11 protein-coding genes, 1 tRNA gene, 2 rRNA genes and 1 pseudogene (1 of these 15 only partly in view) are annotated in these 16,717 nt (G+C 61.4%); 7 read left to right on the forward strand and 8 right to left on the reverse strand.

The annotated features are described in order from the left end of the window. From FJ938_RS16395 to FJ938_RS16405, 3 genes are all read left to right on the forward strand, one after another. Positions 1-2,481, forward strand: a 23S ribosomal RNA gene (locus FJ938_RS16395) (it extends 331 nt beyond the left edge of the window). 275 nt (positions 2,482-2,756) lie between these two features. Next, a 5S ribosomal RNA gene (gene rrf / locus FJ938_RS16400) occupies positions 2,757-2,871 on the forward strand. Between the two features lie 234 nt (positions 2,872-3,105). Further along, positions 3,106-3,182 (forward strand) — tRNA-Met (locus FJ938_RS16405). 460 nt (positions 3,183-3,642) lie between these two features. On the opposite strand, the gene FJ938_RS16410 is transcribed toward FJ938_RS16405, so the two are convergent. From FJ938_RS16410 to FJ938_RS16430, 5 genes are all read right to left on the reverse strand, one after another. After that, complete coding sequence (locus tag FJ938_RS16410; protein WP_140695389.1) at positions 3,643-4,419, reverse strand: ATP-binding cassette domain-containing protein; 777 nt, start codon at positions 4,417-4,419, stop codon at positions 3,643-3,645. Continuing rightward, positions 4,416-5,435 (reverse strand): ABC transporter ATP-binding protein, encoded by a 1,020-nt coding sequence (locus FJ938_RS16415; protein ID WP_181169121.1) that lies wholly within the window; start codon positions 5,433-5,435, stop codon positions 4,416-4,418. The genes FJ938_RS16410 and FJ938_RS16415 overlap by 4 nt, the downstream gene beginning before the upstream one ends. Beyond that, positions 5,432-6,262 (reverse strand): ABC transporter permease, encoded by an 831-nt coding sequence (locus FJ938_RS16420; protein ID WP_140695391.1) that lies wholly within the window; start codon positions 6,260-6,262, stop codon positions 5,432-5,434. Before FJ938_RS16420 ends, FJ938_RS16415 begins: the two co-directional genes overlap by 4 nt. Then, positions 6,259-7,245: an ABC transporter permease gene (locus FJ938_RS16425; protein ID WP_140610575.1), complete on the reverse strand. Its 987-nt coding sequence runs from the start codon at positions 7,243-7,245 to the stop codon at positions 6,259-6,261. Before FJ938_RS16425 ends, FJ938_RS16420 begins: the two co-directional genes overlap by 4 nt. 150 nt (positions 7,246-7,395) lie before the next feature. Then, positions 7,396-9,006: an ABC transporter substrate-binding protein gene (locus FJ938_RS16430; RefSeq protein ID WP_140610576.1), complete on the reverse strand. Its 1,611-nt coding sequence runs from the start codon at positions 9,004-9,006 to the stop codon at positions 7,396-7,398. 373 nt (positions 9,007-9,379) lie between these two features. Between FJ938_RS16430 and FJ938_RS16435 the strand changes: the two genes are divergently transcribed. Then, on the forward strand, positions 9,380-10,570 hold the full coding sequence (locus FJ938_RS16435) for a Xaa-Pro peptidase family protein (RefSeq protein ID WP_140610577.1): 1,191 nt from the start codon (positions 9,380-9,382) through the stop codon (positions 10,568-10,570). A gap of 208 nt (positions 10,571-10,778) precedes the next feature. On the opposite strand, the pseudogene FJ938_RS16440 reads toward FJ938_RS16435, so the two are convergent. The 3 genes and pseudogenes from FJ938_RS16440 to FJ938_RS16450 form a co-directional block, all read right to left on the reverse strand. Continuing rightward, positions 10,779-11,196, reverse strand: a pseudogene (locus FJ938_RS16440) (cupin domain-containing protein). Positions 11,197-11,202: 6 nt separating this feature from the next. Continuing rightward, positions 11,203-12,060 carry a phosphoenolpyruvate hydrolase family protein gene (locus tag FJ938_RS16445; protein ID WP_140609338.1) on the reverse strand — a complete coding sequence of 286 codons (858 nt, stop codon included), beginning with the start codon at positions 12,058-12,060 and terminating at the stop codon, positions 11,203-11,205. 6 nt (positions 12,061-12,066) lie between these two features. After that, positions 12,067-13,263: a Tm-1-like ATP-binding domain-containing protein gene (locus tag FJ938_RS16450; RefSeq protein ID WP_140609336.1), complete on the reverse strand. Its 1,197-nt coding sequence runs from the start codon at positions 13,261-13,263 to the stop codon at positions 12,067-12,069. A gap of 123 nt (positions 13,264-13,386) precedes the next feature. On the opposite strand from FJ938_RS16450, the gene FJ938_RS16455 reads away from it, so the two are divergent. The 3 genes from FJ938_RS16455 to FJ938_RS16465 all read left to right on the forward strand — a co-directional run bounded on the left by FJ938_RS16455 (position 13,387) and on the right by FJ938_RS16465 (position 16,715). Beyond that, a complete protein-coding gene (locus FJ938_RS16455) occupies positions 13,387-14,070 on the forward strand; it encodes a TetR/AcrR family transcriptional regulator (RefSeq protein WP_140609334.1) in 684 nt (227 codons plus the stop codon). A 358-nt stretch (positions 14,071-14,428) separates the two neighbouring features. Then, positions 14,429-15,745 carry an extracellular solute-binding protein gene (locus tag FJ938_RS16460; RefSeq protein ID WP_140609332.1) on the forward strand — a complete coding sequence of 439 codons (1,317 nt, stop codon included), beginning with the start codon at positions 14,429-14,431 and terminating at the stop codon, positions 15,743-15,745. Between the two features lie 64 nt (positions 15,746-15,809). Continuing rightward, positions 15,810-16,715 carry a sugar ABC transporter permease gene (locus FJ938_RS16465; RefSeq protein ID WP_140609330.1) on the forward strand — a complete coding sequence of 302 codons (906 nt, stop codon included), beginning with the start codon at positions 15,810-15,812 and terminating at the stop codon, positions 16,713-16,715. The last annotated feature ends 2 nt before the right edge of the window (positions 16,716-16,717 follow it).

Consider the following 16,717-nt stretch of genomic DNA (forward strand, 5'->3'; position numbering starts at 1 on the left):
GGCCAGTGGCGATTGAGAGACAAGCGGAACCTTCTGGAAAGTAGGGCCATAGTGGGTGACAGCCCCGTACGCGTAATGCAATCAATCGTCCTCGAGTAAGGCGGGACACGTGAAATCCTGTCTGAAATTGGGGGGACCACCCTCCAAGCCTAAGTACTCGTGCATGACCGATAGCGAACTAGTACCGTGAGGGAAAGGTGAAAAGCACCCCGACAAGGGGAGTGAAAGAGTACCTGAAACCGATTGCCTACAAACAGTGGGAGCCCGCAAGGGTGACCACGTACCTTTTGTATAATGGGTCAGCGACTTAGTGTGACGAGCAAGCTTAAACCGGTAGGTGTAGGCGCAGCGAAAGCGAGTCTGAACAGGGCGTTCAGTTCGTCGCATTAGACCCGAAACCGAGTGATCTAGCCATGAGCAGGTTGAAGGTAAGGTAACACTTACTGGAGGACCGAACCCATAACTGTTGCAATAGTTCGGGATGACTTGTGGCTAGGGGTGAAAGGCCAATCAAACTCGGAAATAGCTGGTTCTCCGCGAAATCTATTTAGGTAGAGCGTCGACCGAATACCCCAGGGGGTAGAGCACTGGATGGGCTAGGGGTCCTCACCGGATTACCAAACCTAACCAAACTCCGAATACCTGGGAGTACTAGTCGGCAGACACACGGCGGGTGCTAACGTCCGTCGTGAAAAGGGAAACAACCCTGACCTACAGCTAAGGTCCCCAAGTTATGGCTAAGTGGGAAAGGATGTGAGGATCCCAAAACAACCAGGATGTTGGCTTAGAAGCAGCCATCATTTAAAGAAAGCGTAACAGCTCACTGGTCTAAATAAGGGTCTTTGCGCCGAAAATGTAACGGGGCTAAAGCCATACACCGAAGCTTAGGGTTCGTGAGCAATCACGAGCGGTAGCGGAGCGTTCTGTAAGCTGATGAAGCCATACCCGTGAGGGGTGGTGGAGGTATCAGAAGTGCGAATGCTGACATGAGTAACGTAAGGGGAGTGAGAGACTCCCCCGCCGAAAGACCAAGGGTTCCTGCTTAAAGTTAATCTGAGCAGGGTTAGCCGGCCCCTAAGACGAGGCGGAAACGCGTAGTCGATGGGAACCACGTTAATATTCGTGGGCCTGGAGGTAGTGACGGATCACACAAGTTGTCCAATCTTATCGGATTGAACGGGCAGCGGAGTGGTTCCAGGAAATAGCTCCTCCTTATAGACCGTACCCGAAACCGACACTGGTGGTCTGGTAGAGTATACCAAGGCGCTTGAGAGAACTATGCTGAAGGAACTCGGCAAATTGCACGCGTAACTTCGGAAGAAGCGTGACCCTTTTCTGCGCAAGCAGAGGAGGGTGGCACAGACCAGGGGGTAGCGACTGTTTATCAAAAACACAGGGCTCTGCGAAGCCGCAAGGCGACGTATAGGGTCTGACGCCTGCCCGGTGCTGGAAGGTTAAGAGGAGGGGTGCAAGCTCTGAATCGAAGCCCCAGTAAACGGCGGCCGTAACTATAACGGTCCTAAGGTAGCGAAATTCCTTGTCGGGTAAGTTCCGACCTGCACGAATGGCGTAACGACTTCCCCGCTGTCTCCAGCATAGACTCAGTGAAATTGAATTCCCCGTGAAGATGCGGGGTTCCTGCGGTTAGACGGAAAGACCCCGTGCACCTTTACTATAGCTTTACATTGGCATTCGTAGTGGCATGTGTAGGATAGGTGGTAGGCTTTGAAACCTGGGCGCCAGCTCAGGTGGAGCCACCCTTGAAATACCACCCTTATCACTATGGATGTCTAACCGCGGCCCGTTATCCGGGTCCGGGACAATGTATGGTGGGTAGTTTGACTGGGGCGGTCGCCTCCTAAAGAGTAACGGAGGCGCGCGATGGTGGGCTCAGAACGGTCGGAAATCGTTCGCTGAGTGCAATGGCATAAGCCTGCCTGACTGCGAGACTGACAAGTCGAGCAGAGACGAAAGTCGGTCATAGTGATCCGGTGGTCCCGCGTGGAAGGGCCATCGCTCAACGGATAAAAGGTACGCCGGGGATAACAGGCTGATGACCCCCAAGAGTCCATATCGACGGGGTTGTTTGGCACCTCGATGTCGACTCATCGCATCCTGGGGCTGGAGCAGGTCCCAAGGGTATGGCTGTTCGCCATTTAAAGCGGTACGTGAGTTGGGTTCAGAACGTCGTGAGACAGTTCGGTCCCTATCTGCCGTGGGTGTAGGAATATTGAAAGGATCTGTCCCTAGTACGAGAGGACCGGGATGGACGGATCTCTGGTGGACCTGTTGTGGCGCCAGCCGCATAGCAGGGTAGCTATATCCGGACGGGATAACCGCTGAAGGCATCTAAGCGGGAAACCCACCTTAAAACGAGTATTCCCTGAGAACCGTGGAAGACGACCACGTTGATAGGCCGGGTGTGGAAGAGCGGCAACGCTTGAAGCTTACCGGTACTAATAGTTCGATCGGCTTGATCGTTCTCATTCCTTATGCCCATCTGACATAGTCAGATGGTCTTACCAGCGCTCACGCATGAGCGGCCCCTCTGGGGCCTATGCTCCGCGAGGGCGCCGGAAAACCGGCGACGCGCAGTCGCGCTTGCGGGCTTTGCCCGAAGCAACCTGCAAAAGCATCGCCTTGGCACGGAAAGACAGGCAACGGCACAGCCGGATGGCGAGCAGGTATCTCCTACTCACTATTCCCTGCTGCCTAATCCCCTAACCCAGCTTCTCGAATAACGTGCGTTTTGCCGACCTGGTGGTTATGGCGGAGCGGCTGCACCCGATCCCATTCCGAACTCGGCCGTGAAACGCTCCAGCGCTGATGGTACTTCGTCTCAAGACGCGGGAGAGTAGGTCGCTGCCAGGTCTGCTAAACGCACGTTTGATCCGCACATCGTGCTTTCCAAAAATCAAAAATGATTTTTGGATCAATGTGTGGAAATCTTCTCTGAACATGGCCCGCCAACGGGAAACCTCGGGCCGCTAACGCGGCCCTTTCCATTGGCAAAACCAAAAAAGGCAATTGCAAAACGCAATCGTCAGGTAACGCAATCGCCCAGGCGATCGCAGACTACGCAAGCAAACGCTTGCTCAGCGTTGACGCGGGGTGGAGCAGCCCGGTAGCTCGTCAGGCTCATAACCTGAAGGTCACAGGTTCAAATCCTGTCCCCGCAACCAAATCATAAACGGCCCGCTTGGTTCAAACCAGCGGGCCGTTTTGCTATGCCGACCTGGCCCCCGCAACCGGATCAACGCTGGCAATCGAACCCCCAAAGCCAAATCAAACAGCCCGCATGGCATGGCACCAAGCCGGCGGCCGGTTTGATCTGGGAGCCGATGATGGTCACCAATGAGGGGAAAGCAGAACCGGAGCGCCTTGATGGGCAAGAGCCTTCCCAAATGTAAGCTTTCGCTAACAATCTCGTACGCGGCGACTTCACGCCGCTTCAATGCGGCGGGCCCCGTTTCTTCTCGGCAGCGGCCAGCAGGTTCAACGAAGGCGCGTACCTTGGCGCCGGAACCGGGCGGGCGGAAAGACGGCATGGATGCCGCCTGTCGAAGGTCCATTTGGCAAAGACCGGCACAGCACGCAGGCATGGGCGGCCGGGCTCTTGTCACATCCTGTTCGAAGACGGGATCATGGGTTACTTCTGTTCAATCTAGGCGCAGCAGCCACCAGCGCCCTGCCAATGGCCGATCGGGGTGCGTCAATGACGGCACGGGCATCGCCGCTCTCGGCAATCCGCCCGGCGTCGAGAAGGATGACACGGTGGGCGACCGCGCGGGCGACGCCGAGATCATGTGAAATGAAGAGATAAGCGATCTGGTCCTGGCGTTGCAGGTCGAGCAGAAGGTCGAGGATCTGGCCGCGCACCGAGACGTCGAGTGCCGACACCGCCTCGTCGAGCACGATCAGCGACGGCTTCATAGCGATGGCCCGGGCGATGGCCACACGCTGTCGCTGGCCGCCGGAGATTTCGTGTATGGCGCGCGGCGCGAGATCGGCCGCCAGCCCGACGCGCTCGAGCAAGACGGCGATACGGCGCGGACGCTCGGCGCGCGACGCGACGCCATGGATACGCAAGGGATCGTCGAGAACGCGAGCCACCGTGGCGCGCGGATTGAGGGCGGCCAGCGGATCCTGGAATACCATCTGCAGGCGCGCGCGGCGTGCCCTGAGCGCTGCGCCGCGCAGGGCCAGGAAATCGCTGCCCTCAAATTCGATGCGCCCGGCGTCCGGCTCGATCAGGCGCAGCACGAGCCGTGCGATCGTCGATTTGCCGCTGCCGGAGGGGCCGGCCAGCGCCAGCGTTTCGCCCGGGCCGATGTGAAAGGAAACGTCGTCGACAGCGGCTATCGCCTTGCCGCCTCGTCGGTAGATCTTGGAGAGATTGGAGACCGCGAGCAGGCTCATGCGTGGAACTCGCCGCGATTCAACAGCGGGTCAGCATCGAGGCCGATATGAGCGTCGAGCAGGGCACGTGTGTAGGGTTCGGTCGGTGCATTCACAATCCGCGCCGTCGTGCCAAGCTCGATCAGTTTGCCGTGCCGAAACACGGCAATGCGCTCGGCGAGTTCGGCCGCCAGCGCGATGTCGTGACTGATGAACAGCAGCGTCATGCCGTCCTCCGCAACCAACCGGCGGATCAAGGCGACGATCTCGGCCTGCACGATGGTGTCGAGTGCGCTGGTCGCCTCGTCGGCGATCAGCAATCTCGGCCCGGCGGCGATCGCAGCCGCAATTGCCGCGCGTTGCTTCTGGCCGCCGGAGAGTTGATGCGGGAAGGATCGCAGGGCTGCGTCCGGATCGGGCAAGCGGACGCGTTCGAGCAGGGTTTTGGCTCTCGCATATGATGCCCGCCAGTCGAGGCCGAGATGTGTGTGCGCCACTTCGGCGATTTGTTTGCCGATGGTCATCACGGGATCGAGGCTGGCGGACGGATCCTGGAACACGAAGCCGATGTCGCGGCCGCCGAGGGGTGCCAGGCTTTGTTTGGACACAGACTTTTGCGCTCGGCGCTCTAGGAAGCCCCCCTCTGTCCTGTCGGACATCTCCCCCTCAAGGGGGGAGATCAGGCCCGCATGTCGACCTTCGCCAACTACGTCGGCAGCAAGGGGGGAACCGACAGTGGAACTGCTAATTTCCCCCCTTGAGGGGGAGATGTCCGGCAGGGCAGAGGGGGATGCCTTGGCACCAAAGGACGGCGATGATGGCAAGGACCACTCGATGAGGCCTCCAACCTTGGCGGTTGCCGGCAGCAATCCTGCAATCGCCAGCGCCAGCGTGCTTTTGCCGGAACCGCTCTCACCGAGGATCGACAGACGTTCTCCTGCGGCGATCTCCAGGCTGATCCCCTTCAGCGCCGCTACCTCGGCACCTTCGCGTCGATAGCTAACCGCCAGGTCGCGGATCGAAGCCAGCGAGGTCAAGACAGGCCTCTCTTGACCGCTGTCGTCTCGACGATGCCTTCGCCGGCGAGATAGACGCCAAGCACGGTCAGCACCAAGGCGATACCCGGAACGATCGACAGGAAGGGTGCGGTGCGCAGCACCGTGCGGCCTTCCGCGATCATGCCGCCCCAAGTGACCCGGTTAGGGTCGCCGAGGCCAAGGAAGGACAAGGCCGCTTCGGTCAGGATCGCCGCGGCGACGATCACCGACGACATCGCCAATACCGGCGGCAAGGCATTGGGCAGCACCTCACGAAAGGCGATTTCCAGGGGATGCATGCCGATGACGCGAGCGCCGGCGACATAATCGCGTTCACGGATGGAGAGGACTTCCGCACGCGCGACACGCGCCGGTCCGGTCCAGGTGCCGAGCGCGATGGCAATCACGACGATGCCGAGCGACGGTCCGACGACGCTGACGAAAGCCAGCGCCAGCAGGAAGCTGGGCACGGTCTGGAAAGCATCGGTGACGCGCATCAGCACCTCGTCGAGGAGGCCGCCGGCAAAGCCGGCCAGCGTGCCGACCACGGCGCCGATGGCGAGTGCCGCCGCCGCTGCCGCCAGGCCGACAGCCAGCGAAGTGCGGGCGCCATGGAAGAGCTCGGCCAGCACGTCACGGCCGAGCCGGTCGGTGCCGAGCGGCAGCGACCAGTCCTGGAAGGGCGGCAGCAGCGCCGGGCCGGCGATGGCTTGCGGGTCGCCGGGAAACAGCAGCGAGGCGGACAGCGCCATCGCGGCCAGTGCGCCCAGAAGAATGGCGCCGGCGATTGCCTCAGGCGTGCGCAGGAAACGGCGGAGCGGGTTCATGCGCCGGCCTCTCCGGCGCCGACGCGCGGATCGAGCAAGGCGTAGGCGATGTCGACGAGGAGGTTGATGACGATGACAAGGACGGCGCTGGTGAGGATGATGCCGAGCAGCAATGGCGTGTCGCGCGCCGCGACGGCTTCCTGCGCCAGCCGGCCGAGGCCCGGAACGGAAAAGACGCTTTCGATGACGACGCTGCCGCCAAGCATCTGCGCCGACTGCAGGCCGAGCATGGTGACCAGCGGCAGCAATGCGTTGCGGGCGACGTGGGCGAGCACGATGCGGCGGCGCGAAAGCCCCCTGGCGCGGGCGGCCAGCACGAAGTCCTGCCGCCAGGCTTCCGCCATGCCGGCGCGCATCATGCGCAGATAGAGGGCGAGGTAAATGAAGCCGAGTGCTGAGACCGGCAGCACCAAATGGATGGCGATGTCGGCGACGCGGTCGAGGCCGGTCCTGTCCGAAGCCAAGGTCTCGATGCCGCCAATCGGCAGCCAGCGCAGGTCGACGGCAAAGATCACGATCAGCACCAGGCCGAGCCAGAAACCCGGCACGGCATACAGCGCCAGCGAGCCGATCGACAGGAAGCGGTCGCGGAAGCTGCCTGGCCGTGCGCCGGCATAGATGCCGAGGGTGGAACCCAGCCCGAAGGACAGCGCGGTGGCGCTGACCATCAGCAGCAGCGTGTTGGGCAAGCGCTCGAGGATCACGTCGCGGATCGGCCTGGAGAACGTCACCGACTGGCCGAGATCGAGATGCAGCAGCGCCCAGAGATAGTTGGCGAGCCGCGTCACCTCGGATTGGTCGAGACCCCAGCGGTGGCGCAGCAGCTCGATCATGCCGGCATCGCCGCCGGTGGAGACGATGTAGGCATCGACCGCATCGCCGGGGGCGGCTTCGAGAAGCAGGAAGGTGCCGATGATGACGATCAACAGCACGAAGATGCTGCCGACGAGGCGACGGCGGAGGAGGATGAGGGCGCGGGTCATGTGCGCCCCCAAGGTGTGGCGATACGCTGGTCAGGATTGCGCCTAGGCACCCCCCTCTGTCCGGCCGGACAGAGGGGGGTGTGAAGAAACCCGGCCGTAGGCCATGTCTCAACACGGATTTCTTCGCGAACTTTCATCCGCGCAAATCTGTCACGATTCCAAATATGTGTCCGCCCAGTTCGAAACCGCCCAGCGTGGATTGTTGGCGATGTTGCCGACCTTGTCACTCGCGACGCTGATGAAGCTCCATTCGGCGACGTTGATCAACGGCAGGTCGGCGGCGACCTCCTTCTGGAACTGCTTATAGAGGTCGGTACGGGCTGATGTGTCGAGCGTCTCCGACGCTTTGGTGATCAGCGCGTCGAGGGCGTCGTTCTTGTAGCCGCCCTGGTTGGAGAATGGCACGCCGTCTGGAATGCCGCTCTGCACCAGTATGGTGGTCGAGATCGCGGGGTCGCCACGGAACACAGGCGGGCCGACGGCGAGGTCGAAGGCGTGGTCGGTGTAGACGGCCTTGATGTGCGCGGCGGAGTCGTTGTTGACCAGCTGCGCGTCAATGCCGATGGCGGCAAGCGCCTGACGCAGATAGTCGCCGAACTGTTTCGTCTCGTTGAAATAGGGCGCCGGCAGCAGCTTGAGCGAGAAGCGGTTGCTGTCGGCACCCCTTTTGTAGCCGGCCTCGTCGAGCAGCGCGTTGGCCTTGGCGACGTCGAATGGATAGGTCGGCACGTCGGCGGTGTAGAATTGCGGATCGTTCTTCGGCACCGGGCCGGTGGCGGTGGCGGCATAGCCGAGGAACACCGTCTTGACGACGAAATCCTTGTCGATGGCATGCGCGATTGCCCGGCGCACCTTGAGGTCGGCCAGTTCCTTGCGGCGATGGTTGATCTCGACCACGAGCTGATAAGTTAGACCTTCATAGCCCTTGGTGATGACCTTCAGACCCGGCACCTTCGAAATACGGTCGAGGTCTGCCAGCGGCACCGCCGAGAAGGCGGCGAGTTGGATTTCTTCGGCTTCCAGCGCGCTCGCTGCCGAGGTGCGGTCGGGCAACACCTGATAGATGATCTCGTCGAGATAGGGCTCGTCCTTGCCCCAGTAGTCGGTATTCCTGGTCAGGCGGTAGTACTGGCCGGCCTTGTATTCACCGAACTTGAACGGGCCGGTGCCGATCGGCGCGGTGTTGGCCGGGTTGTCCTCGATCTTGCCGACCTCGTAGATGTGCTTGGGCACGACGCTGCTCAGGGCCGGCAGCGCGTTGCGGATCAGCTGGAACGGCGTTGGCTTGGCGAACTTGAAGATTGCGGTCAGATCGTCGGGGGTGTCGACGGCGGCGAGGTCCTTGAACACCGTGCGGCCGAGATTCTGCAGCGGCTTCCAGATCTGCAGCGCCGAGAAGGCGACGTCGGCCGAGGTGAACGGCTTGCCGTCGTGCCATTTGACGCCTTCGCGCAGCTTGAAGGTCGCCGACAGCCCGTCGGCCGCACTTTCCCAACTCACGGCCAGGCGGGGGGCAAGCCCATCCTTGCCATCGAAGGAGGCTTCGGCCAGCGTTTCCACGATCTTGCTGGAAATGAAGAAGACGCCGTTGGAGGCGACGATCGCCGGGTTGAGGTTGCGTGGCTCGGAATCGGCGGCGAGCACCAGCCGGCCACCCTTCTTCGGCGTCTGTGCCCAGCCGAGCGACGGCATGGCCGTGGAGGCCAGCAGCATCGCCGAGCCGGCAAGCATCTTGCGTCTCGAAATCGTGAAATCCGACATGATTTAACTCCCTCCTCTGCGCGACCCGCGTGGCGCGACAAGTCCCCTCGGATGCCGGCAAGCGCATCGGTATCCTCGCGGCGGCGATTATGAGCCTTGCCGAGGGTTTCGCCAGAGACGGAATTGGCGCACCCTCGCTTGGCTTTGAAATTTTCGTCCGCTGGACCAGTTTCGTCGCGCGGGTGCATTTTTGCCTATCTGGCAGGACCAAATTGACAGGATAAAAGGCGAATGGCGACTTATCTATCCTCAATCCGGTCTGTTCGCGTATTCTGGATAGACCAGAGAAGACAAAATGGTGCAGATTTGGCCGCGCGCCATCGGATCGGGAGCGGAGCCGCGCCGATCACGGGCAATTCAGGGAGATAGAGAGATGAACGTTGCGCCGGGCAAGAATGCCGTCAGCACTGTCCCGTTCGACCAGGCGAGAGTCGACCGGCTGTTGGAGGAGGCCGGCATCGATGTGCTGCTCGCGACCTCCAAGCACAACACGCAGTATCTGCTCGGCGGCTACAAGTTCATCTTCTTCGCCGCCATGGATGCGATCGGCCACAGCCGCTATCTGCCCGTTGTCATCTACGAGAAGGGCGGACCGGAGCACGCGGCCTATATCGGCAATAAAATGGAAGGCGGCGAGCACCAGAACCATCCGTTCTGGACACCGACACTGCATGCCGCCTGCTGGGGCACGCTAGACGCCGCGAACCTTGCCGTCGAGCATTTGCAGAAGATCGGCAAGGCAGGTGCGCGCATCGGCATCGAGCCTGCCTTCCTGCCGTCCGACGCCTACACGCTGATCCGCAAGGCGCTGCCGGACGCCAGGCTTGTCGATGCGACCGACATGCTGGAGCGCATGCGCGCCATCAAGACCGATGCCGAGCTGGAGAAGCTGCGCATGGCCTCCGAACTGATCACCGATTCCATGCTGGCGACCATCGCCTGGGCACGCGAAGGCACGAGCAAGGCCGAGATCATCGAGCAACTGCGGCGCGAGGAGACCAATCGCGGCGCGCATTTCGAATATTGCCTGCTGACGCTGGGCTCCAGCCACAACCGCGCTTCATCAGGCCAGGCGTGGAAGAAGGGCGAGGTGCTGTCGATCGATTCCGGTGGCAATTATCACGGCTATATCGGCGACCTCTGCCGGATGGGCATTCTTGGCGAACCGGATGCCGAGCTCGAGGATCTCCTGGCCGAGGTCGAGATGGTGCAGCAGGCGGCGTTCTCGAAGGTCAAGGCGGGCACGCTGGGCGGCGACATGATTGCCCACGCGGAAGGCGTGCTAAAAGCCTCGAAGGTCGCGGCCTATACGGATTTCTTTGCCCACGGCATGGGCCTGATCACGCATGAGGCGCCGTTCCTGATGACCAACCATCCGGTGACCTATGAAGGCACCTACGCGGCCAAGCCGCTGGAGACGAACATGGTGCTGTCGGTTGAAACGACCATGCTCCACCCGACGCGCGGGTTCATCAAGCTGGAGGACACGCTTGCCGTAACCGCGACCGGATATGTGATGTTTGGGGATCGGGGCAGGGGGTGGAATAGAGGCGGGGTTCTGTAGGAGACGAACGCCGGCGCCGCCCCTCATCCGCCTGCCGGCACCTTCTCCCCGTATAGTGACGGGGAGAAGGAGCTGTCGCAACCTCGGCGCTCGTCTTGCAACGCTGAAAATCGGCGGGTGCGCTGATGATAGCATCTTTCTCCCCGTCGCTATACGGGGAGAAATGTCCGGCAGGACAATGAGGGGCGGCGCTGCCCTGGCACATCAGTCACTCCCCCGCCGGCATCAATCGGAAATCCGGCAGTTCCCGCAGCGCCAATTCCGGCCCGGCCGGCGAATAGACGACGAAGAGCTGCATCGGTCCATCACCGGTGTTGAGCGTCGAATGGAACCGGCTCTCCGGCACATAGATCGTGCAGCCAGGGCCGACTTTTTCGACCATTGGATTGCCCTGCTCGTCCTCGACCATCTGTTCGCCATGGCCCGAGATGACGAAGATGATTTCTTCCGCGCCCGGGTGGTTGTGGCGCGTATGGCCCCTTGCCCGATGGCAGGTCGACGACGCCGCCGGAAAAGCGGGTTGCACCATTCACTTCCGGCGCCACCGTCAGCGACAACTTTCCCCAGTCGAAGCCGAAGGCGCTGACATCCTTCGGGTAAACAAACACCTTGCTCCTGTCGGTCATCTCCCATCATCCCTTCTTTTTCCTGGTCTTGTCGCCAAGGGTCACAGCCTTGAAATCAGCGGTCTGTCTGGCGATCGCGGCTTCCGCCGGCAGCCGCTCCATCGAACTGGCGCCATAGAAGCCGTGCAGGCCCTTGGCATGGGAGAGGATGTAGCCGGCGTCGTCCGGCATCGAGATCGGGCCGCCATGGCAAAGCAGGATGACGTCCTTGCGCACCGCGCGGGCGGCCTCGGCGATGGCGTCGATCGCGACGATGCAGTCGTCGAGCGACTTGGCCGAGGTCGCGCCGATCGAGCCGCCCGTGGTGACGCCCATATGGGCGACGACGATATCGGCGCCTGCCTTGGTCATGGCGCGCGCCTCATCGGGGTTGAAGACATAGGGTGTGGTCAACAGATCGAGCTTATGCGCCTCGGCGATCATGTCGACTTCCAGCCCGAAGCCCATGCCGGTCTCCTCGAAACTCTGCCGCATGGTGCCGTCGAACAGGCCGATGGTCGGAAAATTCTGTACGCCGGAAAAGCCCATTGTCTTCAGCTCGGCCAACAGCAGCGGCATGATGACGAACGGATCGGTGCCGTTGACGCCGGCCAGCACCGGCGTGCGCTTGACCACGGGCAGCACCTCGTAGGCCATTTCCTTGACGATCTCGTTGGCGTTGCCATAGGCGAGCAGCCCGGCGGCCGAGCCGCGTCCAGCCATGCGGTAGCGGCCGGAATTGTAGATGATGATCAGGTCGATGCCGCCGGCCTCCTCGGCCTTGGCCGACAGGCCGGTGCCGGCGCCGCCGCCGACGATCGGCACGCCCTCGGCGATCATCTTGCGGAATTTCTCCAGGATATTCTTGCGCGGGATGGCGGCCATCGGGTCTCACTTCTTGGCGATGTCGAGAAAAGCCGCGACCGCGGCTTTGGCGAATCTGGGGTCGTTGATGTGCAGCGGCAGGCGCGTCACCGTGCGCGTTCCGTTCGGCACGATGGTGCGCTCGATGGCTTCGAAGAGGATGGCGTCAGCTTGCGGATCAAAAAAAGCCCCGCCTTCGATGTCGAGCGCCGAGACTCCTTTTTCTGGAATCAGGAAATGCACCGGCCCTTCGCAGTGCGCGAGCCTGGTGCCGATCCATTCGCCGATCTGGCGGCATTCCTCGACGGTAGTTCGCATCAGCGTGACGTTAGGATTGTGCTCGTAGAACAGCCGCGCGCGATAGCGCTCAGGAATTGTCGCCGGCGCCCAGAAATTGACCATGTCGAGCGCGCCGACCGAGCCGACATAGGGCAGCTTCGTGCGGACAATGGCGCCGAAGCGGTCCTCCGTTGCTGGCAATACGCCGCCGAACAGCAAATCGCAGACCTCGGTCGTGGTGATGTCGATGACGCCTGCCAGCAGGCCGCTGTCGGCCAACTTCTCCATCGAGCGGCCGCCGGTGCCTGTGGCGTGGAAGACCATGCAGTCGTAAGTGGCGCGCAGCTGCTCGGCGATGGCAGTCACGCAGGGCGTGGTGACACCGAACATGGTCAGCCCGATCGACGGCTTGCCGTCGGGCGGAGGCGCTGGCCTGGCCGCCATGCCTGCGATCGCCTGAGCCGCATTGTGCAGCACGGTGCAGGACAGCCGGTTCAGCCCGGCCATGTCTGTCACCGATGGCATCATGATGATGTCGGAAACATCGACGTAAGGGGCTGTGTCGCCGGAGGCGAGCGTCGAGACCATGATCTTGGGCAGGCCGAGCGGCAGCGCGCGCATGCCCGAGGTGATGATCGAGGTGCCACCGCCACCGCCAATACCGATCACGGCTGATATGTCGCTTCGTGACTGGATGAAGCGAGCGAAGGCGACGCCCATGGCTGCCACCGCTGTGCCGCGATCATTGCCGCCGAGCACGGCTTCGGTGCCGGCGGGATGATGGCCGGCAATTTCCTTGGCGGTGATGTCTACGGATATGGTCGCGTCGCGCGTTCCGACATCGACCCGGGAAACGGCAGCGCCGCTGGCGGCGATCGTGTCGGCCAGGAAGGCGAGCTCCTCGCCCTTGGTATCAGCGGTGCCCACGACATAGATGCGTTTCATGGACCGCCCTGTGTTGGTTGGCTCGGCAGCGGCACTGTTCAGTGGCTGAAGACCTTGGTGCTTTACCGCGCCGTGACAAAGCGAGGTCGTTGCAAATTTTTGAGACGAGCGTATCATATTGACATGGATATCTCACGTCAACAAGCAACGACGAACGATGACACAGGCGAGAGGGCCGAGCGTGGACCCCGGGCGCGCACCAAACGGCTGATGCTGGAGACGGCGACGAGGCTTATGCAGGCGGGCGTCACGCCGTCGGTCAGCGAAGTTGCCGAGGCGGCTGAGGTATCCCGCGCCACCGCCTATCGCTATTTCCCGAGCCAGGCGGCACTCGTGCAGGCCGTCGTCGACGAGGGGTTGGGCCCAATCCTGACCTGGCAATCGATCTCCGACGATGCCGAGCGCCGGGTCGCCGACCTGTTCGACACCGCCATGCCACGCATTGAGGCCTTCGAGGCGACGTTCAAGGCGGCGCTGAAACTGTCACTCGATCAGTGGGCGAGGCGCCAGGCCGGCACGCTGGGCGGCGAACCGGCCTTCACGCGCGGCCATCGCGTCGACCTGCTCAAGGAAGCGATCGCTCCGCTCAAGGGCCGTTTGCCGTCGCGCGATTTCAACCGGCTGGCGCAGGCGCTGTCGCTGATCTTCGGCGTCGAGGTGCTGATCGTGCTCAAGGACATCTGGGGGCTCGACAGCCGCGGGACGCGGTCCGTTGCGCAATGGGCGGCTGGTGCGCTGGTGCGCGCGGCGGTGACGGATTCGATCGACGGTGGAGATGGTGCCAATACGGCGGCAGTGGTGAAATAGCCTATGTCTGGTTCGACCAGATTTGCATGCCGACTATTGATCTTAATTGCGGTGCCGGGCTTCAAACAAGGCCACTGCGTATCATTGAGTAGGAAAATCATGTGAAAACAGTCAGATAAATCTGCAATTCGACTGTGATGATCCGATCTGGCTCTCAAGAAAGGGCTTGACCAGGGTGCAAAATTGGTAATACCAGATCAGAAAAGAAAAGTGGATCAAAAGCGAGGGCTTCGATCCATTTTCCGGCAGGGCGAGGAGGCCCGGAACCGGAAAGGTGCGAGCAAGGGAGGAACTACCAGGGCCGGCTCCGTCGTCGGCTCGCATGACAGGTAGAATGCGCACAAGGGAGGAAATCATTATGCGCAAGTTAGTGACCAGCGTGCTTGCTGGTATCGGCCTGACGCTTGCCTACGGAACGTCCGTCCACGCGCAGGACAAGGAACTCACCATTTTCTGGGCGGAATGGGACCCTGCGAACTATCTGCAGGAGCTCGTGAACGACTATACGGCCGAGACCGGTGTGAAGGTCACGGTGCAGACCACGCCATGGCCCGATTTCCAAACCAAGGCCTTCACCGAGTTCAACGCGCATGGCGACGCTTACGATCTGGTCGTCGGTGACTCGCAATGGCTGGGCGCCGGTTCGACGCAGGGCCACTATGTCGACCTGACCGACTTCTTCAACCAGCACAAGCTCACCGACGTGATGGCACCCGCGACCATCAAGTATTACGCCGAATACCCTGGGGGTTCCGGCAAATACTGGGCGATCCCGCTGGAAGGGGATGCGATCGGCTGGTCCTATCGCAAGGACTGGTTTGAGGACCCAAAGGAGAAGGAAGCCTTCAAGGCGAAGTACGGTTACGACCTCGATGTGCCGAAAACCTATGCGCAGTTGCGCGACATCGCCGAGTTCTTCCACCGTCCGGACCAGAAGCGGTACGGTGTCGCCATCTACACCGACAATTCCTATGACGCGATGGCGATGGGCGTCGAAAGCGCCATCTTCAGCTACGGCGGCGATCTCGGCGACTATGCAAGTTACAAGGTCGACGGCATCACCAATTCGAAACAGGCCGCCGCCGGCCTCGAAATGTACAAGGACCTCTACAAGTTCACGCCTCCCGGCTGGGGAAAAACCTTCTTCGTGGAGGACAACCAGGCAATCACCGGCGGTCTCGCCGCGATGAGCATGAACTTCTTCGCCTTCTTCCCGCCGCTGGTGAACAAGGCCACCAACCCCTACGCCGACGTTACGGGCTTCTTCGCCAACCCGGGCGGCCCGGACGGAAAGCGCTTTGCCGCTCTGGGCGGCCAGGGAGTTTCGGTCGTCTCGTATTCGAAGAACAAAGACGAGGCGATGAAGTTCCTGGAGTGGTTCATCAAGGACGACACCCAGAAGAAGTGGGCCGAGCTCGGCGGCTACACCTGCAGCCAGGCCGTGCTGAAGTCGGAAGCCTTTCAGAAGGCCACGCCCTACAACAAGGCGTTCTACGACACGATGTTCATGGTCAAGGACTTCTGGGCGACGCCTGAGTACGCCGAAGTGCTCGATCAGTTGAACCAGAACATCTATCCGTTCGTGGTCGGTGGGAAGGGCACCGCTCAGGAGGCGCTCGACAAGACCGCCGCCGACTGGAAGGCGACGTTCACCAAGTACAACCGCTACAAGTAAGCATCAAAGTCGGAATGCCGGAGGAGGGTTCCCCTCCGGCATTCCTGTTTCAGGGAGACGATCATTGGCTTCGGTAGCCCTCACCCATCTTGATCCTGCTTCCAGGGCCGCCGCGCGGGGCTGGTCGGATCTGACCATCCGCAATATGTTCATCATCCCGACGCTGGCTTTCCTGATCGTTTTCAACATCTTCCCGCTGATCTATTCGCTGGGCTACTCCTTCACGAACTTCGCGGCGAATCGGAGCGAGCCGTGGCAGTTCGTCGGCCTGCAGAACTACCGCGAACTGCTCAGCGACGACCACATCTGGTCGAACTTCGTCACTACGGCGAAGTACGTCATCGTTTCCGTGACCGGCCAGATGATCCTGGGCTTCGGCCTGGCCCTGCTGCTTAATCGCAGCTTTCCGATGAAAGGCTTGATCACCACACTGCTGCTTTTGCCGATGATGATGTCGGCGGCGGTCGTCGGCCTGTTCTGGCAGTTGCTGTACAGCCCATCCTGGGGGCCTATCAACTACGTCTTCGGCCTGGGCGACTTCGCCTGGCTTTCCAATCCCGACAGCGCTCTTTACGCCGTCGCGATCACCGACATCTGGATGTGGTCGCCCTTCGTCATGCTGCTCTCGCTTGCTGGCCTCTCGGCCGTGCCGCAGCATCTCTACGAGGCCGCCGCGATCGACCGCGCAGGTTGGTGGTACACCTTCACCCGTATCACCTTGCCGCTGGTCTCGCCGATCCTGCTGATCGCGCTGATCTTCCGCACGATGGAAGCCTTCAAGACCTTCGACATCGCCTATACGATGACAACCCAACCGACCGCCGAGCTCATCGCAATTCGGCTCTACAAGCAAGCCTTCCAGCAGTGGGACACCGGTAAGTCCTGCGCGCTGGCCTATATCGTGCTGATCATGGTGCTGGCCATCACCAACCTCTACGTGAAGTACCTCAATAAGGTGAAGGAGCGCTAGCC

The organism is Mesorhizobium sp. B2-4-14, assembly GCF_006442155.1.
Lineage (GTDB): Bacteria > Pseudomonadota > Alphaproteobacteria > Rhizobiales > Rhizobiaceae > Mesorhizobium.